A 24,674-nucleotide genomic window follows, 5' to 3' on the forward strand; every position below is an offset into this window, starting at 1 on the left:
AGTTCCGCCCCGAAAACGACGCATGCCCCGAGGGGCCCGCCGGACCCTTGGGCCATGGCTTCGAGAGTGCTCAGCATGCGCATAGACGGGGACCTGCTGGACCGTCTCCAGGCTCACGCCGCCAAACGCGGAATGAGCGTCCAGGACTACATCGTCCGGACGCTCATTCGCGATGACTTCGACGAGAGGCTCAAGGCCTCCGTCGACGAGACCGAGCAGTTCTACACGGCCGGTTACGTCAGGCCGAGCGCCGGCATCAGGTAGTAGAAGGCGAAGACCGCCGACACCGCGTAGAGCGCGGACGGCACCTCGCGGCCGCGCCCCGCCACCAGTCGCAGCACGCAGAAGGTGATGAACCCGATGCCGATGCCGTTGGTGATCGAGTAGGTGAACGGCATGAGCAGCATCGTCAGGAACGCCGGGATGGAGATCGTGTAGTCGCTCCAGTCGATCTCCCGGATGCTGCCCGCCATGATCAGGAAGCCCACCGCGACGAGCGCGGGGGTGGCCGCCTGGGCCGGGACCATGGTGGCCAGCGGCGCGAAGAACAGCGCGACGACGAAGAGCAGACCGGTGGCGATCGAGGCGAGGCCCGTGCGCGCGCCCTCGCCGGCACCGGCGGTGGACTCCGCGTAGCAGGTGTTGGCCGAGCACGAGGTGAAGCCACCGGCGGCGGTGGCGATGCCGTCCACCATCAGCACCCGGCTCATCCCGGGCAGGTCGCCCTTGGAGTCCAGCAGGTGCGCCTCGTCGCTGACGCCGAGGATGGTGCCCATCGCGTCGAAGAAGCAGCTCAACAGCACGGTGAAGACGAAGAGGATGCCGGTGAGCACACCGACCTCCTGGAAGCCGCCGAACAGGCTCACCTTGCCGATCAGCCCGAAGTCGGGGGTCGCGACCGGGTTGCCGGGCCACTGCGGGACGGTCAGGCCCCAGGCGGTGTCCTTGACGTTCGCCACCGCGTCGACGACGAGCGCGAGAACGGTCATCGCGACGATGCTGATCAGGATGGCGCCGGGCACCTTCCGGATGATCAGCCCGAGGGTCAGCAGCACACCGAGGATGAAGATCAGCACCGGCCAGCCGGTCAGGTGGCCGCCCGCGCCCAGCTGCAGCGGGACGGTGGTGTGCGCGGCGTCCGGGATGCGGGTCACGAAGCCGGAGTCGACCAGGCCGATCAGCACGATGAACAGGCCGATGCCGATGGCGATCGCCTTGCGCAGGCCGAGCGGCACCGCGCTCATCACCCGCTCCCGCAGGCCCGTGGCGACCAGCACCATGATCGCGAGACCGGCGAGGACCACCATGCCCATCGCGTCCGGCCAGCTCATCTTCGGCGCGAGCTGGAGCGCGACGATGCTGTTGACGCCCAGACCCGCCGCCAGCGCGATCGGCACGTTGCCGATGACGCCCATGAGCAGGGTGGTGAAGGCGGCGGTCACGACGGTGGCGGTGACCAGCTGGCCGCCGTCGAGGTGGTGGCCGTACTTGTCCACGCCCGAGCTGAGGATGATCGGGTTCAGGACGATGATGTAGGCCATCGCGAAGAAGGTGGCCAGACCTCCGCGGATCTCCCGGGGGACCGAGGACCCCCGCTCGGTGATCCGGAAGAACCGGTCGAGCGCGCCGTGGGCGGCCGCCGGGGGCGGGGTCGGGGAACTGGGCACGACCTTGGCGGTGGTCGACGGGGACATGCGGGTCCTTGCGTGGGGGGCGGGAGCTTTTGGAGGTTCGTACGACTGAAACCGGCCAGTCTCGGACCGTTTCAGTATGAACATATGAGCGTCCCAAACGCTATCTCCGCGCGTAGACCTCCCGGGACCACTGGGTACGCTGTGCGGTATGAGCAGCAGCAGCCACAGCAAGGGGACGACCGGGTTGCGCGAGGCGCCGGCACCTCTGGAGGCAAACGACGTCGCGACCGTCACCGTCGGGACGGTCATCTGGTTCGCGCTCTTCCTCGTCCAGCTCCCCTTCTACGGCTGGTACGCCGACCACGGCCACGCCTGGTGGATCTGGACCTGCCTGGCCGGCGGCGGCCTCGGGCTCATCGGCCTCTGGTACGTGCGCGCCCGCCGGGACGCCATCCGGCGCTCCCGCGCCGCGGAGGACGCCGCACAGGACTGAGCCGGGGCCCGCGGGTTCCGCGGGCCCGGATCCCCGGTCTCCGGCTCCGGATCCCTACCCCCGGCGGCTACGCCCCCGGTCGTACGGCGCCCCGGAGATGTCCCCGAGAGCGACGGCCCGCCGCGCCGTCGGCGCCGCCCCCCACGTACCGTCGAAGCCATGACGGAACGCACGCAGCGGGAGGCGGCCGGGGTGCGACCGGCGACGCCCGGCGGACTGACCGCCGCCCAGGTGGCGGAGCGGATCGCGCGGGGCGAGGTCAACGACGTCCCGGTGCGTTCCTCGCGTTCCTTGGCCGAGATCGTCAGCGCGAACGTGTTCACCCGCTTCAACGCGATCATCGGCGTGCTGTTCCTGATCATCCTGGTGGTCGGCCCGATCCAGGACGGCCTCTTCGGCTTCGTCATCATCGCGAACACCGGGATCGGCATCTTCCAGGAGTGGCGCGCCAAGAAGACCCTGGACGGACTCGCCGTGATCGGCGAGGCGAAACCCACCGTGCGCCGTGACGGGGTCGCCACCCAGGTCTCCACCTCCGGGATCGTCCTCGGCGACCTCGTCGAACTCGGGCCGGGGGACAAGGTGGTGGTCGACGGCGAGGTGGCCGAGGCCGACAACCTGGAGGTCGACGAGTCGCTGCTCACCGGCGAGGCCGACCCCGTCGTCAAGCGCCCCGGCGACCCCGTGATGTCCGGCAGCTTCGTCGTCGCGGGCGGCGGGTCCTTCACCGCGACCAAGGTCGGCCGGGAGGCCTACGCGGCGCAACTCGCCGAGGAGGCGAGCCGCTTCACCCTCGTCCACTCCGAACTGCGCAGCGGCATCAGCCAGATCCTCAAGTACGTCACGTGGATGATGGTCCCCACCGCGATCGGCCTGATCGTCAGCCAGCTCGTCCTGGAGGGCGACGACTGGCGCGAGGCGGTCCGCCGCATGGTGGGCGGCATCGTCCCGATGGTGCCCGAGGGGCTGGTCCTGCTCACCTCGGTGGCCTTCGCGATCGGCGTGATCCGGCTGGGCCGAAAACAGTGCCTCGTCCAGGAACTGCCCGCGATCGAGGGGCTGGCCCGGGTGGACGTGGTGTGCCTGGACAAGACCGGCACCCTCACCGAGGGCGGGATGGACGTCGCGGAGCTGCGGATGCTGGACGGTGTCCCCGAGGCGTACATCCGGCAGGTGCTCGGCGCGGTCAGCTCCGCCGACCCGCGCCCCAACCCCACCCTGGCCGCCGTCGCCGCGGCCTTCCCCGCCCCGGACGACGGCTGGCACGTCACCGACGCGCTGCCCTTCTCCTCCGCCCGCAAGTACAGCGGCGCGGCCTTCACCGAGCCCGGCGGTGAGCGCAGCGCCTGGCTGCTCGGCGCCCCCGACGTACTGCTCCCCGCGGGCGACCGGGCGCTCGGCGCGATCGACGACCTCAACGCCCAGGGCCTGCGGGTGCTGCTGCTCGCCCGGACGGGGAAGGAGCTGGGCGACCCGGCGGTGGGCGCCTCGGCCAACCCGGCAGCGCTGGTCGTCCTGGAGCAGCGGCTGCGTCCCGACGCCGCCGACACCCTGCGCTACTTCGCCGAGCAGGACGTGCACGCCAAGGTCATCTCCGGCGACAACGCGGTCTCCGTCGGCGCCGTCGCCGGGAAGCTGGGGCTGGCGGGGGCCGAGCGGACGGTCGACGCCCGCAGGCTGCCGGCCGAGCGCACGCAGATGGCGGCCGAGCTCGACCGGGGCACGGTCTTCGGCCGGGTCACCCCGCAGCAGAAGCGGGAGATGGTGGGCGCGCTCCAGTCCGGCGGCCACAACGTGGCGATGACCGGGGACGGCGTCAACGACGTCCTCGCCCTCAAGGACGCCGACATCGGCGTCGCCATGGGCTCCGGCTCCGAGGCGACCCGGGCGGTCGCGCAGATCGTGCTGCTCGACAACAGCTTCTCGGCGCTCCCGTCGGTCGTGGCCGAGGGCCGCCGGGTCATCGGCAACATCACCCGCGTCGCGACGCTCTTCCTCACCAAGACCGTCTACTCGGTGCTGCTCGCCCTGCTGGTGATCATCTGGCACGCGCCCTACCCGTTCCTGCCCCGGCACCTGACGCTGCTGTCCACGCTGACCATCGGCGTCCCCGCCTTCTTCCTCGCCCTGGCCCCCAACAAGGAGCGGGCCAAGCCGCTCTTCGTGCGCCGGGTCATGCGCTACTCCCTGCCCGCCGGGGTGATCGCGGGCGTCGCCACCTTCGTGACGTACATGCTCGCCCGCCACCACTACCGCGGCGCCGGCGCGCTGGAGGCGGAGACCAGCGCCGCGACGCTGACCCTCTTCCTGATCGCGATGTGGGTGCTGGCGCTCGTCGCACGTCCCTACACCTGGTGGCGGATCGCCCTGGTCCTCACCATGGGCGCGGGATTCCTGGTCGTCCTGGTCACCCCGTGGCTGCAGGAGTTCTTCGCCCTCCGGCTGGTCGGCACGCAGGGCCCCTGGACGGCCGTCGTCGTGGCGGTGGCGGCCGCAGCGCTGCTGGAAGTGGTCTGGCGCCGCGTCCGCCGCCTGGACGACGACGCCCCACCGGAGCAACAGCGGGCGCCGGGCCCCCGCTGAGGGGACCCGGCGCCCGGGGTGCGACGGGTGCTACCGGACGTCGACGTAGTCGGCCGTGGCCGCGGTCCCGCCGGTGGTGGCGTTGGTGCCGAAGGCGTAGCGCCAGTAGCCGTCCACCGAGGCCTTGACGGTGGTCTTCAGGGCGCCGGTGCTACCGGACTTGACGGTCTTGACCGTGGTGTAGGTGGTCGAGCCCTTCTTGCGGAACTGCAGTTGCACGGACTGGCTCGCGTAGCCGCCGTACTTGAGCGTGTCCCAGTTGGCCCGGGTCAGGGTGCCGGTGACGGTGATCGCCTTACCCTTCTTCACCGGCTCGGGCGTGGCGTTCACGGTCAGGTGCGAACCGCGCAGCACCTTGATCGTGGTCCCCTTGTCGAGTTCCCGGATGTCCCCGTCCGTGCCGTCCAGTTCGGCGAGGACGTTCCAGGTGCCGGCCTGGGAGCTGGGCAGCTCGTCGAGCTTGGGGCTGACTGTGGCGGTGACGGTGCACGCGGTGGCGGAGCAGGTCTCCGTCTCGCCGAAGCCGGTGACGCCGCTCGGCGCGTCCAGGCTGGTGCCGCGCCACAGGAAGGCGCCGCCGTAGGCGAGGCCGCTGCTGTCGCTGCCGCTGATGGTGTACGAGATCTTCTTGTCGCTCGTGCCGACGACGATCGGCTTGCCGCCGTTGACGACGACCTTGGTGATGGCCGTGTCGCCTTGGGCCTCGTCCGCGTTGGCGGACGGTACGGCGAGGGCCGAGAGAGCCGCGGCCGTGCCCAGCACGATCACGGCAGTACGTATGCGCATGTGTCCCCACTGAGTGGAACGAGGGGAAGAATCCCCAGGTGAATGCCGAATGGCGGTGGCAGCCTACAGATCACCGGGGAATGGGCGGTTCAAGGCCCGGTCAAGGGCGGGTGGGCGCAAGCACGAGGCGCCGGGCCCCCGCTGAGGGGGCCCGGCGCCCGGTGGGTGGTGCGGGTGGGGTTACTTCACGTCGACGAAGTCGGCCGTGGAGACGGACGCGCCGCTGAGCGAGGTGGTGACGAAGTTGTAGCGCCAGTAGCCGTCCACGGACGCCTTGACGGTGGTCTTCAGGGCACCGGTGCTGCTGGACTTGACGGTCTTGACCGTGGTGTACGCGGTGGTGCCCTTCTTGCGGAACTGCAGCTGCACGGACTGGCCCGTGTAGCCGGCGTACTTGTGGGTCTCCCAGTTGGCCCGGGTGAGCTTGCCGGTCACGGTGATGGTCTTGCCCTTCTTCACCGGCTCCGGCGTGGCGTTGACCGTCAGCTCGGTGTTGCGCTTGATCTTCGCGGTGCCGGCGATCTCCTTCTCTACGTAGTCGCCGTCCTTGCCGCCGACCACGGCGTACACCTTCCAGGAGCCGGCGAGCGCGTTCTTGTAGAGGTCCGCCTTGGGGTCGATGGTGATGCTGACCTTGCAGGTGGAGGTGGTGGCGTTGACCACGGTGCAGGCGGCGTAGTCCGTGGGCGGGAAGAGGCCGCCGTCGATGCCGTCGTCGGTGAACGACGAACCGTGCCAGAGGAACGCCACGCCGCCGTCGATGCCGGCCGGGTCGGTGGCGGTCACCGCGACGGAGACCGTCTTCTTGTTGCTCGTCCCGAGGACGATGTCCTTGCCGCCGTTGACGACGACCTTGGTGATCTTGGTGTCACCCACGGACTCGTCCGCCCCCGCCTTGGCGAAGGTCGACAGGGCAGTGGCGGCCGGCTTGTCGGAGGCCTGCGCGGCCGGGACTGCCAGCGAAGCGAGGGCCAGGGCGCCGGAAACGGCCGCCACGGTGGCGCGAATACGCATGCTTGAGAATCCCCCAGATGAAGAGGACGCCCGTCGAACTCCCCCGGACGAGGCGTCTCGAATGGTGAGAGGAAGAGAGTACGCGCGAACAGTCATCCAGCGGAAATGCTTTCGACATATCTCCCTGTGTGACGACGGCCACTCGGTCCGTCGCCACCCAGCCGCTCAGCCGCTCAGCCGCTCAGCCGCTCAGTCGCTCAGTCGAACCAGCGGTCGCGGGCCAGCTCCTCCGTGCGGGTCGGGTCCTCCAGCAGGGCGGCCACCTCGAAGCGGCGCTGCCAGGCGCCGGCCGCCCACGACAGGCCGGCGGCGACGCCCTCCAGCGTGGCGGCGTGCAAGGTGCCGTCGATCCACCGCCAGTCGAGCTCGACGGTGCTGCCGTCAGCCGCACTGACCAGCAGTTCCTCGTGCTCGACGTACGACAGGGGGGCGCCCGGGAGCAGCTCGCGGACCGCGTCCGCGACATCGTGCGGCTCGCCCTCGGAGACGACCGGGGCATCGAGGGCCTCGCTGAGCCGGCGCACCTGGAACAGCTCGGCCAGCGCCGCGGCGCGGACCGGCGGGACCGGGAGCAGGGGCAGTCCTGCGGTGAGCGGGAGCAGGTCGGGCGCGTCCGCGACGAGGGCGTCCCCGGCGTCGACCACGCGCGGCTCGTGGCCGTCGACGACGGCCCGCAGCTCGTCGGGGAGGGTGACCTGCTCGGGTTCGAGGGTGCCCAGTTCCGAGTACAGCCGGTGCAGTTGGGCCGGGGTGACCGTGGAGCCCGGGTCGGCGAGCCGGGCGAGCAGTTCGGCGGCGCCGCCCGGCTCGTCCAGCAGGGCCGTGACGGACGTGCGCACGCCCAGGGCGCGCAGCACCTGGTCGTCCACGGCGCCGGCCTCGGCGTCCTCGTACAGCCCGTCGAGCAGCGGGTCGCCGCCGGCCGCGCGCAGGCCGACCGGGCGGCGGCCGTCGAGGACCGGGTGGTCGCGCAGCCACCAGGCGGTGTAGGGCCGTACCGACTCCGTGGTGCCGTCGGGCAGCAGGACCCGCACCGGCTGGGTGACCGCGTCGCGCAGCGGCGGCACGGAGAGCATGGCCAGCGCCTGCGGCCATGCGTCGTCGGCGACGAGGTCGAGGTCGCGCACGGCGACGATCTCGGTGGCGACCGGCGGCACGTCGGTGTCCGGCAGTTGGTCGAGGACGTCCTCGCACCACACGTCGACCGCGTCGAGCAGTCCGGCGTCGTCCGGCTCGGCCCAGTCGCTCTCGCGCGGCTCCAGCTCGTCCGGGTCGAGCACCACGTCGGTGGCCCGTACCAAGGCGAAGGTGGCGAGCACGCCGACCGCGGTCAGCGGTTGCTCGCCCCAGCGGGCGGCCAGGTCCTCGTCGACGGAGCCGAGCTCCCCCTCCCGGATGACCTGCTCGAAGGCACTGCCCGGCAGCACCAGTTCACCGGCGGGGGCGAGCTCGCCCTCATCGTCGGTGAGGGCGAGGGCGGCCAGCCACGGCTCGTCGCCGGGGGCGAGGTTCGCGGCCCGGACCAGGCCCAGGACGACCTCGGCCAGTTCCTCCGCGTCCAGCGCGGGCGCGTCCTCGTCCCAGGCCTCGTCGGCGTCCAGGGACGCGGCCACCGCCGCGCGCACCTGCGGGGTGGTGAGGACGGCGCGCGGGGTCGCCGGGGTGGCCCCGAGCTTCTCCAGCAGCGGGTGCGCGGCCGCCGGGTCGGCGACCTTCAGGCCCAGCCGGGCCAGCTCCGAGGCGGCGGGCAGCCCGGTGCTGACGGGGGCGGCCCCCTCGGCGTAGACGCTGTCCATCTCGGGGAGCGGCAGCAGCACCTGGCGCGGTCCGACGACGGTACGCCGGTCGGCCAGCGGCACGGGCAGCCCGCTCAGCCGGTCCGGGTCGGTGCCGGCCAGCGAGTCGTACAGGCGGTGCCACCAGTCCGCGGGGCGCTCCACCCCGGCGAGCCGGTCGATCGCGTCGCCCAGCGGCAGCCGGGCCACCCCGAGGACGCGCAGTTCGGGGCGGCGCTCCAGCCCGGGGGGCAGCAGCGTCGGGAAGACCTCCGCCAGCACGCGCACGGTCTCCGCGCCGGTGCCCTCGACGACCTCGGCCTCCACCGGGCGCAGCGCGGGCGGCAGTTCGTCCTCGCCGTCCGTGCCCGTGACGTCGGCGGCGCGCGGCAGGAAGGCGGTGCGCGGCAGCCGCTCCTGCACGTGGCGGCGCAGTTGCGCGTCCAGCTCGCCCTTGCCGAGCGGGCCGGGTACCAGGTCCACGATGCCCGTGCTCACCGGTCGCCAGTCCGCCAGCAGCCGTACGTAGAGCTCGGCCGCCCGCGCGACCAGGAAGTCGGTGAGGGCGCCGGGTGCGGCGTGGCGCCGGCTCGGGTCCAGCGGCAGCGAGGCGATGAGCAGCGCGGGCAGCCCCAGCGGCTCGTCCGTCGGCGTCGGGGCGTGCACGAAGAGCGCCGTCCGCGGCCGCTCGGGCGCGCCGTCCTGGCCCACCGGGACGGCCCAGGTCACCGACCACACCGGGCGCAGCCGCTCCTCGACCGGGCGGTCGCTCAGCAGCGCCGCCTCCAGCGGGCCCGCGTCGCTCACGGTGCGCCAGCGGGTGGTGCCGCCGGCGCTGTCCACGACGACGGTCAGCCCGTCCTCCTGACGCCGGCTCAGGGTCCGTACCCCCTCGGGCGTCTCCACGACCACCTCGGTCAGGCCGGGCAGGGACAGCAGCAGCGCGTCGTCGATCGCGGCGAGCAGGCTCGCCGCGAGGTCCGCGGCGGCGCCGTCGCGCAGCGGCAGCACGACGCACGTGTCGTAGCCGTCCGGGGCGGTGCCCTCGGCGGGCAGCGGCAGCCGCAGCAGCGGTACGTGGCCGTCCCGGCGGCGCAGTTCGTCGGTGAGCCCCGGGGAGCGCCCACCGGTCTCCCGCGCGAGGTCGCGGGCCTCGGCCAGCGACCAGCGGACGCCGCCGCTGCGGCTGAGGATCGCGGGCTCGTCGCTGACCGCGAGCACGGCGGAGAACCCGACGCCGAAGCGGCCGACGGCCAGGGCGCCCTCCTCGCGCTTGGAGCTGGCGCGCAGCGTCGACAGGGACTCCACGCCCGCGGCGTCCAGGTGGGCCCCGGTGTTCGCGGCGGCGAGCACCCCCTCGCGCAGGGTCAGCCGCAGGCGGCCGGTCACCCCCGCACGGGTCGCCGCGTCGGCGGCGTTCTGGGCCAGCTCGACGACGAGACGGTCGCGGTAGCCGCCGAGCGCGAGGTCCTCCTCCGCGTTGGCGTCCTCCCGGAACCGGGCGGGCGACGCGGCCCACGCGTCCAGCACGGCCCGCCGCAGCCGTGCGGTCCCGAACGGATCTGCGCCCCGGTCCATCGCGGTCCCGCTCACGTCGTCTTCTCCCTCACGCGGTGTCGCATGCCCTGCCCTGTGCGAGTGACGCTACCGCGTGGGCTGTCGCCCGGTCGTCCCGCACGCGCCCGCCCCGGGGGACGCCGCCCCGCGCGGGCCGGGCCGGCCACGGTACCCCCTGCGGTGGGCCGCCCCAGGCTCTGCTCGGCCCCGGACATCGGCCGCCGGCGGAGCCGGCAACGTGGGCCGAGCTCCCGGCCGGGAAACGGCAGCCGTCACCGGTGACCCACCCCTCGACCGGAGCGCCCGGACAGCAGCCCGCGCAACCCGGGCGCGGGCGTCGGCCGGCAAGGTGGCCGCATTCCCCCGCCGGGATGGCACCCTCACCCGCGCACAGCGGCCCCGGTGGGTCGGGCGTGGGCGCAGGGGCACCCCACCCGGCCCTGATCCGCGCCGTCCGCGGACGGCAGACGTCAACTGGGGCCCAGTTCCTCGACCGGAGTGCCCGGACGGCAGCCCGCGCAACCCTGGCGCGGGCGTCGGCCGTGGCCGAGTCACCCAACCGGGACGACCGGCGCCCAACGGCCCCGGTGGGCCCCGGACCAGGCCGGACGCGGGCGGAGCCCACACGGCCCCCAAGGAACGCCCAGCGCCACCCGATCGCAGGCGTCGGCCGCCGCCGGATCCAGCGACCGTGGGCCGAGTTGCCGGGATGGCGCCCTCACCGTCGCCACAGCGGCCCCGACCCGGACCAGGCGGGGCGTGTGGCGGAGGCCACACGGCCGCCGAGGCATGCCATCCGCGGCGCGGGCGGTCGGGCGGCGGAGCGGGGGACACCGGACCCGCCGCCCCGGGCCGCGGCGGAGCCGTCAGCTGTGGCCGAGTTCCTCGGCCGGGGTGGTGTCCTCGACGGAGCCCTGGCGGTCGGGGTGGAGGGGGAGCGGCTCGATCGCGGTCTCGTCGAGGACGGGCGGCGCGGGCCGGGGCGTCTTCGGCATGACCGCGGCCTCCGAGTGCGCGCCGCAGCCGTAGGCGAGGGAGACCACGCGTCCGTCGGCCGGGGAGAACTCGTTCGCGCAGACGCCGAAGGCCTGCCGCAGGGAGCCCGCGATCGGGACGAGGAAGCCGCAGGAGACGCACTGGGCGGGGGCGGCCTGGGCCATCGGGGCCTTGGGGCCGTACTCGTCCTCCCAGCGGTCCGCGGCGACGTGCAGACCGTACCGGGACAGCACGCGAGGCCGGGCCATGCCGATCTCCTCCGCCACCGCGGCGATCGTGCCGACCGTGGGCGCCATCGGCAGGGTCGCCGGGGGGCCGCCGGAGACGTCCGCGTCCTCGGCCTCGACGAGCTCGGCCATCTCCTCGGAGACCGGCGAGTTCGGCGGCGGGGCGTCCTCCCCGGAGAAGCCGGTCTCCAGGCGCAGGTCCTCCGCCTCGGTGGGCAGCAGGTCGCCGGGGCCGAGGTCGCCGGGGCGCAGGCGCTCGCTCCACGGCACCCATTCGGGCGCGAGGATGGCCTCGGGCCCGGGCACGAGGACCGTCTCGTCCAAGGTGATGGCCTTGGCGCGGGAGGCGCGGGTGAGCGTGACCGCCCAGCGCCAGCCGCGGTAGGAGGCCTCACGGCAGTCGAACAGGTGCGTGACGACGCGGTCGCCCTCGGCGACCGCCCCGAGGTGCTCGCCGACCGCTTTCTCGCCGAAGGCCTCGACGGCGGCTTCGAGGGCGAGGTCGACCGCCTCGGCGCACAGGCGGTCAGGGGTACGGCTTCGCATCGCAGCACTCACAAGAATCGATTCTCTCCTACGCCGTCTTACGCGTGCGCCGCCGAGGGTCGGGCGGGGCGGTGGCGGAGCGGACCGGAGGACCGCTTCAAACGCTGCCTGCCCGTACGTCCACGGGCGCACCTGATGACTCCATTCTGCGCGATCGCACGCTATCGGTGCGCGCCCCGTTCGGAAAGCCGCCCGGTAGGGCAGACTGGCGAGCGTGGCACGCACAGTGACGTCCGGCCCGGGACCGGTTCGCAGGGCGGGGAACGCCGTCGCGCGCGCCACGCAGCGTACGTCGTCCGCCGTGGTGCGGCGCGTCCGGCGTCACACGCACTCGGGCGGGGCGGGCGAGTCGGGCCTGGCGAAGCTGATCGAGCTGCACGCGGTGAACTCGGCCGGCGACATGCTGATCACCGTCGCGCTCGCCAGCACGATCTTCTTCTCCGTGCCGACCGGTGAGGCGCGCGGCCGCGTGGCGCTCTACCTGCTGGTCACGATGGCCCCGTTCGCGCTGCTGGCCCCGGTGATCGGGCCGCTGCTGGACCGCATCCCGCACGGCCGGCGCGCCGCGATGGCGATGTCGATGCTGGCCCGGGCGATCCTGGCCTGGACGATGGCCGGGGTGGTGGCGACCGCCGGACTGGAGCTGTACCCGGCCGCCTTGGGCGTGCTCGTGGCGTCGAAGGCGTACGGCGTGGTGCGCAGCGCCGTGATGCCACGGCTGCTGCCGGCCCGTACGACGCTGGTGAAGGCGAACTCCCGGGTGAGCCTGACGGGCCTGCTGGCCACCGCCGTGGCGGCGCCGATCGGCGGGCTGCTCCACCTGATCGGGCCGGGCGTGCCGCTGTACGGGGCGTTCGTCGTCTTCGTCGTCGGGACGCTGCTCTCCTTCTCCCTCCCGCACAAGGTGGACTCCGCCAAGGGCGAGGCGCGCGCCGAACTGACCTCGGGTGAGGAGGTCGAGCACCACCGCCTGGGCCGGCAGTGGCGGGAGAAGCGGCCGGGGCTGCGGAGCGTCGGCGGCCCGGTGCTGCACGCCCTGCAGGCCAACGCCGCGCTGCGGGCGCTGTCGGGGTTCCTGACCCTCTTCCTGGCGTTCCTGCTGCGCGAGCATCCGCTGGGCGGCCTGTCGGGGCCGGTGTCGCTGGGCCTGGTCGCCGTGGCGGCGGGCACCGGCAACGCCTTCGGCACCGCGCTGGGCTCCTGGCTGCGCGACCGCGGACCGGAGCGGATCATCATCAGCGCGCTGGCCGCCGCCCTGGCGGCGACGTGCGTGGCGGCGGCCTGGTACGGCGTGCTGACCATCGCCGTCGTCGCGGCCGCGGCGGGCATCGCGCAGGCGCTGGGCAAGCTCTCGCTGGACGCCCTGATCCAGCGGGACGTGCCCGAGGAGGTGCGCACCTCGGCGTTCGCCCGCTCGGAGACCGCCCTCCAGCTGGCGTGGGTGATCGGCGGCGCCATCGGCATCGTCCTGCCGCTCAACGGCACGCTGGGGATGGCGGTGGGGGCGGCCCTGGTGGCGCTCGGCGTCACCTTCTCGGTCCGCGGCCTGATGACGGGTGCCCGGGGACGGGCGACACGTCCGCGCACCGTCTGAGCGGGGGGGGTGGCCAGGGGACACGAGCGGGCCCCCCGCGTAGCGGGAGCGCGACCGCCCGGTAGCCTCACCTTCATGAGCAATCGCCGCCGTGCCGCCGCCCTCGGTGCCGTGTCCCTCGGGCTGATCGCCCTCTCCGCCTGCGAGAAGCCGACCCCCCTGGCGACCGTCACCGTCGGCGACAGGACCGTGACCACCGAGGCCACCAGCAAGTGCTACCTCGACGGGAAGAAGCTTTCGGAGCAGGTCTTCCTGGCATGCCTGCAGGGCAAGCCCGAGAAGACCATCACGGTCCGGCCCGGTGACAAGGTGCGGATCGGCGTCGACCCCGCGATCGCCGAGAAGGGCTGGGTCGTGGCCGCCGGCACCTCCGGCAAGTCGGGGCTGCTGAAGGACACCACCTACCGCTCCTTCGACGCCGAGACCCTGCTCTCCGACGCGCAGACCGGTGCCGCGGCCAGCGAGGTGACCCTCAACATCATCGAGACCGCCGGCGCCCAGGACTACCTCGGCGTCTGGCAGTTCAAGCTGAAGTCGGCGGGCTGAAACCGTCCGCTGACTCCGCCGAGGTCATGATGCCCCGCCTCCTCGTCGTCACCGCCGTCCCGGCGGAACGCGACGCGGTCGTCCGCGGGCTCGGCGGCACGCCCGCCGAGCAGCCCGTACCGGGTGGCCGCGTGCTGCTGCGCACCGCCCTCGCGGACGTGCTGGCCGCGGGCGTCGGCCCCGCCGCCGCGGCGGCGGGCACGGCGGCGGCGCTCACCGCGGCGCGGTACGGGCTCGTCGTCTCGGCCGGGATCGCCGGCGGCTTCCAGCCCCACGCACCGGTCGGCTCGGTGGTCGTCGCGAACGCGATCGTCGCCGCCGACCTGGGCGCGGAGGGCCCGGAGGGCTTCCTCCCGGTCGCCGAGCTGGGCTTCGGCACCTCCGAGCACCGGCCGCCGGGACCGCTGTCCCGCCGGGTCGCCGACGTGCTCGGCGCGGCGTACGGGCCGGTCCTGACGGTGTCGACGGTGACCGGGACGGCCGGGCGGGCCGCGGAGCTGACGCGTCGTCACCCCGGCGCGCCGGCCGAGGCCATGGAGGGCTTCGGCGTCGCGGAGGCGGCCGCGGCGCACGGGCTGCCCGTCCTGGAGATCCGTACGGTGTCCAATCCGGTGGGCCCGCGCGACCGCACGGCCTGGCGGATCGGGGAGGCGCTCGACGCGCTCGCCGACGCCTTCGCCCGGCTCGGGAAGCAACCCGCCGTACTCGACGTTGGAGACCGGACATGAGCCAAGAGCGCGCACTGCGGATCGCCTACTCCCCGTGCCCCAACGACACCTTCGTCTTCCACGCCTGGGCGCACGGCCTGGTCCCGGGCGCGCCCGCGATCGACGTGACCTTCGCGGACATCGACGTCACCAACGGGATGGCCGAGCGCGGCGAGTTCGACGTCCTGAAGGTCTCGTACGCGGTGCTCCCCTACGTGCTCGACGAGTACGCGCTGCTGCCCTGCGGCGGCGCGCTGGGCCGCGGCTGCGGCCCGCTCGTCCTGACCAGGGACGAGGGCACCGGCAAGGGCGCCGACCTGAGCGGGCGCACGGTGGCGGTGCCGAGCGAGCGCTCGACGGCGTACCTGCTCTTCCGGCTGTGGGCGGCCGCCGAAGTGCCGGGCGGCGTCGGGGAGATCGTCGTCCTGCCGTTCCACGAGATCATGCCGGCGGTACGGGACGGCCGGGTGGACGCGGGGCTCGTGATCCACGAGGCGCGCTTCACCTACCAGGACTACGGGCTGCACAAACTCGCGGACATGGGCGAGCACTGGGAGCAGACCACCACGCTGCCCATCCCGCTCGGCGCGATCATCGCCAAGCGCTCCCTGGGCGAGGAGCGTCTGCGCGAACTGGCGGCCGCGGCCCGCACCTCCGTGCACATGGCCTGGGACGAGCCCGAGGCCTCACGCGGCTACGTCATGGAGCACGCGCAGGAGATGGACCCGAAGGTGGCGGACCAGCACATCGGGCTGTACGTGAACGAGTTCACCTCGGCGCTCGGCGAGGAGGGCTACGCGGCGGTCCGCGGGCTGCTCACCCGGGCCGCGGCCGAGGGACTGGTGCCACCCCTCGGTCCGCACGCGCTCGAGTCGTGAGCCCGCACCCGGGCGGGGGGTCAGACGTCCAACTGGTCGGCGACGACGCGCAGGACGGACGCGATCTTGTGGCCGTGGGCCTTGTCCGGGTAACGGCCGCGCTGCAGCGAGCGGGCGACGTCCTCCAGCAGCGTGGTGAGGTCCTGGACGATGGGCAGCAGTTCGTCGGGCTTGCGCCGCTGCGCGGCCGCCACGGACGGCGCCGGCTCCAACAGGGTCACCGACAGCGCCTGGTCACCGCGCTGTCCGGCGACGACGCCGAACTCGACTCGTTGCCCCGGCTTCAGCGTGGCCACGCCGTCCGGCAGGACGGAGGAGTGCACGAAGACGTCGCCGCCGTCGTCGCGGGAGAGGAAGCCGAAGCCCTTCTCGCTGTTGAACCACTTGACCTTGCCGGTAGGCACGTCCGACCTCGTCCTCGCTGTAGACAGAAAAAAGCTCTTGGATAGCAAGACAGCGGGCCTCTTGGCAGACCCGCTGCCCATAAGGCTAATGGCCCAGGGGCGTGTGACAAGACTCCGTGGTCTTCCTGCCCCGGCCACCGTCCGGCCGGTGCGCTGCGACTTCCCCGGGCGATCTACCCTGGTCCGGTGACCACCGAAACCCGGAAACCCGGCGATCTCCTCGTGCGCGCCGGCGCCGCCGTCTTCGTCGTCGGCGCGCTCGGCACTCTGGCCACCGTGGCCCCGCTCTTCCTGGGATCCGACCCGCTGCCGACCGCCGCCTACCTGGTGTCGATGCTCATGGGCGTCGGCTTCGCGCTGGCCCTGGCCGGGCTGCTGCGCTCCGCGCGGGCGCAGAGCCGTCAGGCGACGGCGCCGGGGTCCGGGGCGTAGGAGGCGAACCAGGCGGGGAACTCCGTCAGGTCGGCCAGCACGACGTCCGCCCCCGCGGTGCGCAGTTCGTCCGCCGTGACCGGGCCCGTCGCCACCGCCACGGACAGCGCGCCGGCCGTGCGGGCCCCGACGACGTCCCCCACGTGGTCCCCGACGTAGACCGCCGCCCCGTACTCGGTCAGCGCCTCGGCCTTCGCCTCGGCCCACAGCCAGCCGCGCACCTCGTCGACCTCCAGGCCCAGGTGCGTGAGGTGCAGCTTGGCGTTCGGCTCGTGCTTCGCGGTGACCACGACGGCCCGCCCGCCCGCCGCGTGCACGGCGGCGACGGCCTCGCGCGCCCCGGGCATGGCGGGGGTCGGGGCGATGGCGAACTCGGGGTACAGCGCCCGGTAGCGGTCCGCGACCGCGGGGACGTCCTCCGCGGGGAACCAGTGCGCCAGCTCCCAGTCGAGCGGCGGCCCGAGGCGGGTGACGGCGAGCGCGGCGTCGACGAAGACACCGGTCTCCTCGGCGAGGCGCTCGTACGTGGCCTTGATGCCGGGCCGTGAGTCGATCAGGGTCATGTCGAGGTCGAACCCGACCGTTATCGGGGACGTCGGCTGGGAAGCGGGCATGGCAGCCACTCTAACGAGGCCGCCGGCCGGCCCTGCTCCCCCGCCAGAGCAGGAAGGCGGCGGAGGCGACGGCCGCGATCCGCACGACCGTGGGCAGCGCGTCGGCGATCGCGGAGTCCAGGCCGCCCTCGGGGATCGGCTCGCCCCACCGTCCGGCGAAGCGGCCCCAGATCCAGATCAGCGCGGCCGCGGCGGTCAGCCCCGGCAGGCCCAGCGCCGCGAACCGGGACGCGCGGCGGGACAGGCGGCGTGAGCCGTACGCCACGGCCCACCCGGCGAGGAGGGCGATCCAGGAGCCGAGGACGGCGCCGGTCAGCAGCAGGAGCGCGGCGACGGACTCCAGGAGACCGGCCCGCCACCGCCACGGCCCGCGGCGCGTGGCCGGCGCGGCGTCCGGCTCGGCCTCGGGCGCGGCCTCGGCCTTGGCGGCCGGGGCGGCCGGGGCGGCCTCCGGCTCTTCCTCCGGGGTCAGCGGGATGATCAGGCCACCGGTCATGCCGGGCAGCCCGGCGAGTTCGTCACCGGGCAGGAACGTCCGCGACGCGGACGGCGAAGGCGAAGGCGACTGGGTGCGCTGGTCGGGCAGCCGCCACCACTGCGGCTCCGCCGGTGCGGGCTCCGCCGGGGTGCGGGGGGCGGGCACCGCGGCGGCGGCCTCCCCCTCCACCACGGCGTCCGGGGCGCCCAGCCGGCCCAGGATCCGCCGCACCACGGCGGGGTTGTCGCTGCCGTGCCGCTCCCGGTCGATGTCCTTGCGCAGGCGTGCCACCAGGTCCCGCCGCCGGTCCGCCGGGAGGGCGGTCTGTGCCAGGTCCCCCACCTTGCTGAGGTAGTCCAGTACCAGCCGGTCGCTCTCCTCCGCACCCATGCCCCGACGCTACCGCCCCGGGCCGCGCCCGGGCATGGTTGCGGGTCGGCCGCTCGCCGGAGGCGAAGCGGGATGGCGCAACCCCACGACGGCGCCGCGCCTGTGCGGTACCGCGGGATGCTCCGGCGTCCGCACCCCGGTGGGTGGGGTGCGCCCACCCTCCCCCAGCCTTCGGCCGGGGGACCCCCGTGCCCGGGGACGACTGCCCACAACCCCACACACCCGCACCGGGCACGCTTGGGGAAAAGCGGGGGCGACGCCCACCATGGGTTGGGGACGGGCAGGGCTAATGTGGGGGAGATGAGCACTGACGGCCCCGCGGCGGCGCCGCGCACGCTCGCGGAGGATCTGCGCGCCCGCGGCGACGACGCGCTGTCCGCACTGCTCCGGGCGCGCCCGGACCTGCTGAACCCGGTCCCGAACGACCTCTCGCAGCTGGCGACCCGCGCCGGCACCCGCGCCTCCATCGTCCGCGCCCTCGAACGCCTGGACCGGTTCACGCTGCAGACCGCCGAGGCCCTGGCCGTCGCGCCGGACGGCGCCGGGCACGACGCGCTCGCCGCGCTGATGGGCCCGGAGTCGGCGGAGGCGCTGCCCGGCGCGGTGGCGACGCTGCGGGCGCAGGCACTGCTGTGGGGCGGGGACGACCGGCTGCGCCTGGTGCGTACCGCGCGCGACATCCTGGCCCCGGCCGCGGGGACCCCGTCCCCGACCGGCCTCGGGCCGACCGTGGCCGAGGCGACCTCCGGCATGTCGCCGACGCGGTTGCAGCAGATCCTCACGGTGGCCGGGCTGCCGCCCACGCACGACCCGGTGAGCGCGGTCGGGTCGTTGACCTCGCTGTTCGCCAACCGGGCGCGGATGGCGGCACTGCTCGACGGCGCGCCCCCGGAGGCCGTGGCGGTGCTGCGCAGGCTGGCGTGGGGCCCGCCGTACGGGGAGGTGGCGGACGTGTCGGTGCCGCCGCCCCCGGTGGCCTGGCTGCTGGAGCGCGGGCTGCTGCTGCCGGCCGGGGCGCGCAACGTCGTGCTCCCCCGCGAGGTGGCCCTGCATCTGCGCGACGGCAGGGCGCACCGCGCCCCGGAGCCGGTCGCGCCGGCCGTGGAGCCGAAGCAGCACGATCCACAGGCTGTGGACAGGACCGCCGCGGGTCAGGCCTTCACAGCGGTCCGTACGGTCGAGGAGCTGCTGAAGCAGTGGGAGACCGGCGGTCCGCCGGTGCTGCGTGCGGGCGGGCTGAGCGTGCGGGACCTGAAGCGGGTGGCCACGGCACTGGACGTGCCGGATCCGCTGGCCGCGTTCTGGGTGGAGGTGGCGTACGCCGCGGGCCTGGTCGCCGCGGACGGGGAGCTGGACGAGGCGTACGCGCCGACCCCAGCGACCGACGGGTGGCTGGCGCTGCCCGCCGAGGACCGCTGGGCGGCCCTGGTCACGGCGTGGCTGGCCGCCACCCGCGTACCGGGTGTCGTCGGCACGCGGGACGTGAAGGGCCGCGCGCTGGCGGCGCTCGGCCCCGACCTGGACCGTTCGCTCGCCCCGGAGGTGCGCCGCCGGACGCTGGAGCTGCTGGCCGCGCTCCCCGAGGGCGCCTCGGCGGACCAGGACGCGCTGCTGGCCCGGCTGCGCTGGGAGCGACCGCTGCGGGGCGGCGCCTCGATGGACCCGCTCCGCGCCGACCTGGTGCGCTGGACGGTGACGGAGGCGGAGATGCTGGGGGTCACCGGCCGTGGCGCGCTGGCGGCGCACGGCCGCGCGCTGCTGCGGCGTTCCGGGGACGCGGCGGCCGTGCTGCTCGGGCCGCTGCTGCCGGAACCGCTGGACCACGTGCTGCTCCAGGCCGATCTGACGGCGGTCGCACCGGGCCCTCTGCAGCCGCACCTCGCCGAGACCCTGCACGTCCTGGCGGACGTGGAGTCCAAGGGCGGCGCGACCGTCTTCCGCTTCACCCAGGAGTCGGTGCGCCGGGCGCTGGACGCCGGCCGCACCGCCGCCGACCTGCACGCCTTCCTCTCCGCGCACTCGCGCACGCCCGTGCCGCAGCCGCTGAGCTACCTCGTGGACGACGTCGCCCGCCGGCACGGACGCTTGCGCGTGGGCGCGGCTTCGGCGTACGTGCGCTGCGACGACGACGCGCTGCTCAGCGAGCTGCTGGCCGACCGCCGGGCGGCCGGCCTCGGGCTGCGCCGCCTCGCGCCGACGGTGCTGGCGGCGCAGAGCGATCCGGCGACGCTGCTGGAGCGGCTGCGCGCGCTGGGCCACGCGCCGGCGGCCGAGTCCGCCGAGGGCGATGTGCTGATCACCCGCGCGGACGCCCGGCGCACCCCGCCGCGCAGCGCTCCGGTACCCGTGGTGGACGGGCCGCCGACCCCGGACGGGACACTCCTCGGGGCGGCCGTCAAGGCGATCCGGGCCGGTGACCGGGCCTCGACCGCGGTCCGCAGGGAGCCCGCGGAGCGCCCCGGCGGCCACGGCGACGGCCGGTTGCCGCGCACGGCGGCGGCCGAGACGCTGGCGACGATGCAGGCGGCGGTGCTGACCGGCGAGTCGGTGTGGATCGGCTACGTCAACGCGGAGGGCGCGGCGAGCCAGCGCGTGATCGGCCCGATCCGGGTGGAGGGCGGGTTCGTCACCGCGTACGACCACACCGCCGACGAGGTCCGCACCTTCGCGCTGCACCGGATAACGGGTGTCGCCGAGCTCGCCGACGACCTGGCGTGACCCTGCCGCGGGGCGGGGACGGGACGCCGCCCGGGGCGGGGCGCGGTATCGATCCGGTGGACGGGGACGTTTCCCCCCGGGGATGGGGGACCATGGATAGTTCAGCCCGGCCCCCTTCCCGGTCCCGGCCCGCCCATTCGCGGAGGTTTGCGTGTCCTGCCTGATCGTCCAGAGCGACAAGACCCTGCTGCTGGAGGTCGACCACGAGCTCGCCGACGAGTGCCGGCGTGCCATCGCCCCCTTCGCCGAACTGGAACGGGCGCCCGAGCACATCCACACCTACCGGATCACCCCGCTGGGGCTGTGGAACGCCCGCGCCGCCGGGCACGACGCCGAGCAGGTCGTGGACGCGCTCGTGCAGTACTCCCGCTACCCGGTGCCGCACGCGCTGCTGGTGGACGTCGCCGAGACGATGGCCCGCTACGGCCGGCTGACGCTGAGCAAGCACCCGGCGCACGGCCTGGTGCTGACCTCCACGGACCGTCCGGTGCTGGAGGAGATCCTCCGCTCGAAGAAGATCACGCCGCTGGTGGGCGCCCGGCTCGACCCCGACACGGTGGTCGTCCACCCCTCCGAGCGCGGCCAGATCAAGCAGGTGCTGCTCAAGCTGGGCTGGCCGGCGGAGGACCTGGCCGGTTACGTGGACGGCGAGGCGCACCCGATCGAGCTGGACCAGGACGGCTGGAAGCTCCGCCCCTACCAGGAGCAGGCGGTGGAGGGCTTCTGGCACGGCGGCTCGGGCGTGGTCGTGCTGCCCTGCGGCGCCGGCAAGACGCTGGTGGGCGCGGGCGCGATGGCGCAGGCGAAGGCGACGACGCTGATCCTGGTGACGAACACGGTCTCGGCCCGGCAGTGGAAGCACGAGCTGGTGAAGCGGACCTCGCTGACCGAGGACGAGATCGGCGAGTACAGCGGCACCCGCAAGGAGATCCGTCCGGTCACCATCGCCACGTACCAGGTGCTGACGACCAAGCGGAAGGGCGTCTACGCGCACCTGGAGCTCTTCGACTCCCGTGACTGGGGCCTGATCGTCTACGACGAGGTGCACCTGCTCCCGGCGCCGGTCTTCAAGTTCACCGCGGACCTCCAGGCCCGCCGCCGGCTCGGCCTGACGGCGACGCTGGTGCGCGAGGACGGCCGTGAGTCGGACGTCTTCTCGCTGATCGGTCCCAAGCGCTTCGACGCGCCGTGGAAGGAGATCGAGGCGCAGGGCTACATCGCGCCCGCCGACTGCGTGGAGGTGCGGGTCAACCTGACCGACTCCGAGCGGCTGGCGTACGCGACCGCCGAGCCGGAGGAGAAGTACCGCTACTGCGCGACGACCGCGACCAAGCGCAAGGTCGCCGAGGCGCTGGTCGCCAAGCACCGCGGGCAGCAGACGCTGGTGATCGGCCAGTACATCGACCAGCTCGACGAGCTGGGCGAGCACCTCGGGGCGCCGGTGATCAAGGGCGAGACGACCAACGCGCAGCGCGAGAAGCTCTTCGACGCCTTCCGGCAAGGCGAGATCTCGGTGCTCGTGGTCTCCAAGGTGGCGAACTTCTCGATCGACCTGCCGGAGGCGACGGTCGCCATCCAGGTCTCGGGCACCTTCGGTTCCCGTCAGGAGGAGGCGCAGCGCCTCGGCCGGGTGCTGCGGCCGAAGGCGGACGGTCACGAGGCCCGCTTCTACTCCGTGGTCGCCCGCGACACCATCGACCAGGACTTCGCCGCGCACCGCCAGCGGTTCCTGGCCGAGCAGGGGTACGCGTACCGCATCGTCGACGCGGACGAGCTGCTCTGACCCGTCCGCGGGGGCGCGCCGGGAGGCCCGCCGCGTCAGTCGTGCGCGGCGGAGCCGTCCTGGCCCAGCACCACGACGCGGACGGCCGTGGCGACGTAGACCCGGACCGCGCGCAGGGCGTCCCCGACGGGGTGGACCGGATGCCGGTGCCCGGGGTCCTCGGCGATGGCGGTGCTGCCGTGGACGCGGGAGACCACTGGTCGTGCCATGCCCCCAATGTACGCATACGTGACCCTTTGGGCAGAGGTTCCGGCTACGGGCGGGGGAAAACCGGTTAGCACCTGCCGTCGCCGAGGCGTAAGATCCTGCGTCTTGCCGCCCGCCCCCTTGAGGGACGGCGCCACCGGCCGGACGGAAACCGGTCGGCCCGAGTCGTGATCCGTATCAGGACAGCGCCCCGCCCCGCGCCCCCGTGCGCGCAGGTCAGGGGCCGGCTGAGCCATGCCCTACGTGCCGCCGGAGGCAACCCGTGCCAGGGGAACAGTCCCTCACCACCGACAATCCGCTCGACCGCGAACGCTCCCACCTCGCCTCGTCCCGTTCCGCCCTGCGCGCGATGCGCGCCGACGTCGAGGCCCTCGACATCCGGGACGTCACCGCCAACTGGGTGAACGCGGAAGTGCTGCAGTCGGAGATCACCGCCCGCATCAAGGCGCTCGCGGACCTCGCCCACACCCCGCTGTTCTTCGGCCGTCTCGACTACGCGGACGGCGCCGAAGCCGGTCACCGCTTCTACATCGGCCGGCGCCACGTGCACGACGCGGACGGCGACCCCATGGTCGTCGACTGGCGCGCGCCGGTCTCCCAGCCCTTCTACCGGGCCTCCCGCACCGACCCGCAGGACGTCGCGCTGCGTCGCCGCTTCGGCTACACCGGCGGGGAGCTGACCGCGTACGAGGACGAGCACCTCACCGACCCGGACGAGGCGCAGACCTCCAGCAAGCTGCTCCAGCAGGAGATCGAGCGGCCGCGCGTCGGCCCGATGCGCGACATCGTCGCCACCATCCAGCCCGAGCAGGACGAGATCGTCCGCGCCGGGGTCGGCGGCACGGTCTGCGTGCAGGGGGCGCCCGGCACCGGGAAGACCGCCGTCGGCCTGCACCGGGTGGCCTACCTGCTCTACGCGCACCGCGAACGGCTGGCCCGCACCGGCACCCTCGTCATCGGCCCCAACGCGTCCTTCCTGCACTACATCGAGCAGGTGCTGCCCGCCCTGGGCGAGCTGAGCGTCAAGCAGGCCACCGTCGACGACCTGGTCGCCCACGTCCCGGTCAAGGGCACCGACTCGGCGGCCGCCGCCGGCGTCAAGGGCGACGCGCGCATGGCCGAGGTGCTGCGGCGCGCGGTCCGCTCCGGCATCCGGATGCCCACCGAGCCGGTGGTCGTGGTGCGCGGCTCGCGCCGCTGGCGCGTCCCGGCGTACGAACTGGAGGAGCTGGTCCGCGAGCTGATGGAGCGTGACATCCGCTACGGCGCCGCCCGCGAGGCGCTGCCGCAGCGGATCGCGCACGCCGTGCTGGTCCGGATGGAGGCGGCCGGGGAGGCCCCCGACGACCGGGTGCAGGACGCGGTCGCGCGCAACGCGGCGGTCAAGGCGGCCGTGAAGGAGGCGTGGCCGCCGGTGGACCCGGCGAAGACGGTGCTGCGGCTGCTGTCCGATCCGCAGTTCCTGGCCGTGTGCGCGGAAGGCGTGCTGACCGAGGAGGAGCAGAAGGAGATCCTCTGGGAGAAGCCCGCCCGCTCGGCCGCCTCCGCCAAGTGGTCGGCCGCCGACGCCGTGCTGGTCGACGAGGCCCACGACCTGGTGCACCGCACGGCCTCGCTCGGCCACGTCGTGCTGGACGAGGCCCAGGACCTCTCCCCCATGCAGTACCGGGCGGTGGGCCGCCGCTGCTCCACCGGCTCCGCGACCGTGCTGGGCGACCTCGCCCAGGGCACCACCCCGTGGGCGACGGGGACCTGGGAGGAGGCGCTGGAGCACCTCGGCAAGCCGGGTTCGCGGGTCGAGGAGCTGACCCAGGGCTTCCGCGTCCCGCTGGAGGTCATCGCCTACGCTTCCCGGCTGCTGCCCGAGATCGCACCCGGCCTGAAGGAGGCGACCTCCGTCCGGGAGAACCCGGGCGCCTTCTCGGTGACCGAGGTCCCGGCGGGCGGGCTGACCCCGGCCGTGCTCGACGCCTGCCGGCGGGCCCTGGACCGCGAGGGGTCCATCGGCCTGATCGCCGCCGACGCGCGCGTGCCCGCACTGGCCGAGGCCTTGACGGCGACTGGCCTGCCGTACCTGTCACCCGGTGAGGAGACCACGCCCGAGGTCCGCCTCACGCTCGTCCCCGCCTCCCTGGCCAAGGGCCTGGAGTACGACTACGTCGTGCTGGACGAGCCCGCCGCGGTCGTCGACGGCGAGCCCGACGAGCGCACCGGCCTGCGCCGCCTGTACGTCTCGCTGACCCGCGCCGTCTCGGGCCTGGCGGTCCTCCACGCGGCGCCCCTCCCGCAGGCGCTCCGCGCGGCGTGACCCC

20 protein-coding genes are annotated in these 24,674 nt (G+C 74.0%); 11 read left to right on the top strand and 9 right to left on the bottom strand.

Features of this window, described 5'->3' with window-relative positions:
• Nucleotides 1-54 precede the first annotated feature (54 nt).
• Nucleotides 55-264: a ribbon-helix-helix protein, CopG family gene (locus ABZ312_RS02230; protein ID WP_500330345.1), complete on the top strand. Its 210-nt coding sequence runs from the start codon at nt 55-57 to the stop codon at nt 262-264.
• Here the strand turns inward: ABZ312_RS02230 and ABZ312_RS02235 are convergent.
• Entirely contained in the window at nt 234-1,694 is a 1,461-nt protein-coding gene (locus ABZ312_RS02235) for an NCS2 family permease (protein ID WP_500330347.1), read from the bottom strand. The genes ABZ312_RS02230 and ABZ312_RS02235 overlap by 31 nt on opposite strands.
• A gap of 148 nt (nt 1,695-1,842) precedes the next feature.
• Here ABZ312_RS02235 and ABZ312_RS02240 point away from each other — a divergent pair, with 148 nt between their 5' ends.
• Complete coding sequence (locus tag ABZ312_RS02240; RefSeq protein WP_499512469.1) at nt 1,843-2,127, top strand: DUF2530 domain-containing protein; 285 nt, start codon at nt 1,843-1,845, stop codon at nt 2,125-2,127.
• Nucleotides 2,128-2,286: 159 nt separating this feature from the next.
• A complete protein-coding gene (locus ABZ312_RS02245; protein WP_500330351.1) occupies nt 2,287-4,710 on the top strand; it encodes an HAD-IC family P-type ATPase in 2,424 nt (807 codons plus the stop codon).
• Between the two features lie 30 nt (nt 4,711-4,740).
• Here the strand turns inward: ABZ312_RS02245 and ABZ312_RS02250 are convergent, their stop codons facing one another.
• The 4 genes from ABZ312_RS02250 to ABZ312_RS02265 all read right to left on the bottom strand — a co-directional run bounded on the left by ABZ312_RS02250 (nt 4,741) and on the right by ABZ312_RS02265 (nt 11,611).
• Nucleotides 4,741-5,496, bottom strand: coding sequence for a calcium-binding protein (locus ABZ312_RS02250; RefSeq protein WP_500436212.1), 756 nt, complete (start codon nt 5,494-5,496; stop codon nt 4,741-4,743).
• 180 nt (nt 5,497-5,676) lie between these two features.
• The gene (locus tag ABZ312_RS02255; RefSeq protein WP_500330354.1) at nt 5,677-6,510 is read right to left on the bottom strand and encodes a calcium-binding protein; all 834 of its coding nucleotides are present in this window, start codon (nt 6,508-6,510) and stop codon (nt 5,677-5,679) included.
• 197 nt (nt 6,511-6,707) lie between these two features.
• Nucleotides 6,708-9,863, bottom strand: a complete 3,156-nt coding sequence (locus ABZ312_RS02260; RefSeq protein ID WP_500436256.1) for a sacsin N-terminal ATP-binding-like domain-containing protein — start codon at nt 9,861-9,863, stop codon at nt 6,708-6,710.
• Nucleotides 9,864-10,708: 845 nt separating this feature from the next.
• Nucleotides 10,709-11,611, bottom strand: coding sequence for a DUF3027 domain-containing protein (locus ABZ312_RS02265; RefSeq protein WP_500330356.1), 903 nt, complete (start codon nt 11,609-11,611; stop codon nt 10,709-10,711).
• Nucleotides 11,612-11,825: 214 nt separating this feature from the next.
• Between ABZ312_RS02265 and ABZ312_RS02270 the strand changes: the two genes are divergently transcribed.
• The 4 genes from ABZ312_RS02270 to ABZ312_RS02285 all read left to right on the top strand — a co-directional run bounded on the left by ABZ312_RS02270 (nt 11,826) and on the right by ABZ312_RS02285 (nt 15,336).
• The gene (locus ABZ312_RS02270) at nt 11,826-13,205 is read left to right on the top strand and encodes an MFS transporter (RefSeq protein WP_499512474.1); all 1,380 of its coding nucleotides are present in this window, start codon (nt 11,826-11,828) and stop codon (nt 13,203-13,205) included.
• Between the two features lie 75 nt (nt 13,206-13,280).
• A complete protein-coding gene (locus tag ABZ312_RS02275) occupies nt 13,281-13,751 on the top strand; it encodes a hypothetical protein (RefSeq protein ID WP_499512475.1) in 471 nt (156 codons plus the stop codon).
• A 26-nt stretch (nt 13,752-13,777) separates the two neighbouring features.
• The gene (locus tag ABZ312_RS02280) at nt 13,778-14,479 is read left to right on the top strand and encodes a futalosine hydrolase (RefSeq protein ID WP_500330358.1); all 702 of its coding nucleotides are present in this window, start codon (nt 13,778-13,780) and stop codon (nt 14,477-14,479) included.
• Nucleotides 14,476-15,336 carry a 1,4-dihydroxy-6-naphtoate synthase gene (locus tag ABZ312_RS02285; RefSeq protein ID WP_500330360.1) on the top strand — a complete coding sequence of 287 codons (861 nt, stop codon included), beginning with the start codon at nt 14,476-14,478 and terminating at the stop codon, nt 15,334-15,336. The genes ABZ312_RS02280 and ABZ312_RS02285 overlap by 4 nt, the downstream gene beginning before the upstream one ends.
• 20 nt (nt 15,337-15,356) lie before the next feature.
• Here ABZ312_RS02285 and ABZ312_RS02290 read toward each other — a convergent pair whose 3' ends face one another.
• The gene (locus ABZ312_RS02290) at nt 15,357-15,740 is read right to left on the bottom strand and encodes a cold-shock protein (RefSeq protein ID WP_319161765.1); all 384 of its coding nucleotides are present in this window, start codon (nt 15,738-15,740) and stop codon (nt 15,357-15,359) included.
• A gap of 186 nt (nt 15,741-15,926) precedes the next feature.
• Here ABZ312_RS02290 and ABZ312_RS02295 point away from each other — a divergent pair, with 186 nt between their 5' ends.
• A complete protein-coding gene (locus ABZ312_RS02295; protein WP_500330361.1) occupies nt 15,927-16,172 on the top strand; it encodes a hypothetical protein in 246 nt (81 codons plus the stop codon).
• Here the strand turns inward: ABZ312_RS02295 and ABZ312_RS02300 are convergent.
• Together ABZ312_RS02300 and ABZ312_RS02305 are read right to left on the bottom strand one after the other, a co-directional pair.
• Nucleotides 16,142-16,786: an HAD family hydrolase gene (locus ABZ312_RS02300; protein ID WP_500330362.1), complete on the bottom strand. Its 645-nt coding sequence runs from the start codon at nt 16,784-16,786 to the stop codon at nt 16,142-16,144. The two genes, ABZ312_RS02295 and ABZ312_RS02300, sit on opposite strands and share 31 nt — an antisense overlap.
• A 10-nt stretch (nt 16,787-16,796) precedes the next feature.
• Complete coding sequence (locus ABZ312_RS02305; protein WP_500330364.1) at nt 16,797-17,654, bottom strand: HAAS signaling domain-containing protein; 858 nt, start codon at nt 17,652-17,654, stop codon at nt 16,797-16,799.
• A 300-nt stretch (nt 17,655-17,954) separates the two neighbouring features.
• Between ABZ312_RS02305 and ABZ312_RS02310 the strand changes: the two genes are divergently transcribed.
• Nucleotides 17,955-20,372, top strand: coding sequence for a helicase-associated domain-containing protein (locus tag ABZ312_RS02310; protein WP_500436214.1), 2,418 nt, complete (start codon nt 17,955-17,957; stop codon nt 20,370-20,372).
• A gap of 151 nt (nt 20,373-20,523) precedes the next feature.
• On the top strand, nt 20,524-22,155 hold the full coding sequence (locus tag ABZ312_RS02315) for a DNA repair helicase XPB (protein WP_499512482.1): 1,632 nt from the start codon (nt 20,524-20,526) through the stop codon (nt 22,153-22,155).
• Nucleotides 22,156-22,190: 35 nt separating this feature from the next.
• Here the strand turns inward: ABZ312_RS02315 and ABZ312_RS02320 are convergent, their stop codons facing one another.
• Nucleotides 22,191-22,364 (bottom strand): hypothetical protein, encoded by a 174-nt coding sequence (locus ABZ312_RS02320; RefSeq protein ID WP_500330367.1) that lies wholly within the window; start codon nt 22,362-22,364, stop codon nt 22,191-22,193.
• 260 nt (nt 22,365-22,624) lie between these two features.
• Between ABZ312_RS02320 and ABZ312_RS02325 the strand changes: the two genes are divergently transcribed.
• Nucleotides 22,625-24,670 (top strand): HelD family protein, encoded by a 2,046-nt coding sequence (locus tag ABZ312_RS02325; RefSeq protein ID WP_500436216.1) that lies wholly within the window; start codon nt 22,625-22,627, stop codon nt 24,668-24,670.
• Nucleotides 24,671-24,674 lie beyond the last annotated feature (4 nt).

This window comes from Streptomyces sp. NPDC006207, assembly GCF_040613835.1.
Lineage (GTDB): Bacteria > Actinomycetota > Actinomycetes > Streptomycetales > Streptomycetaceae > Actinacidiphila.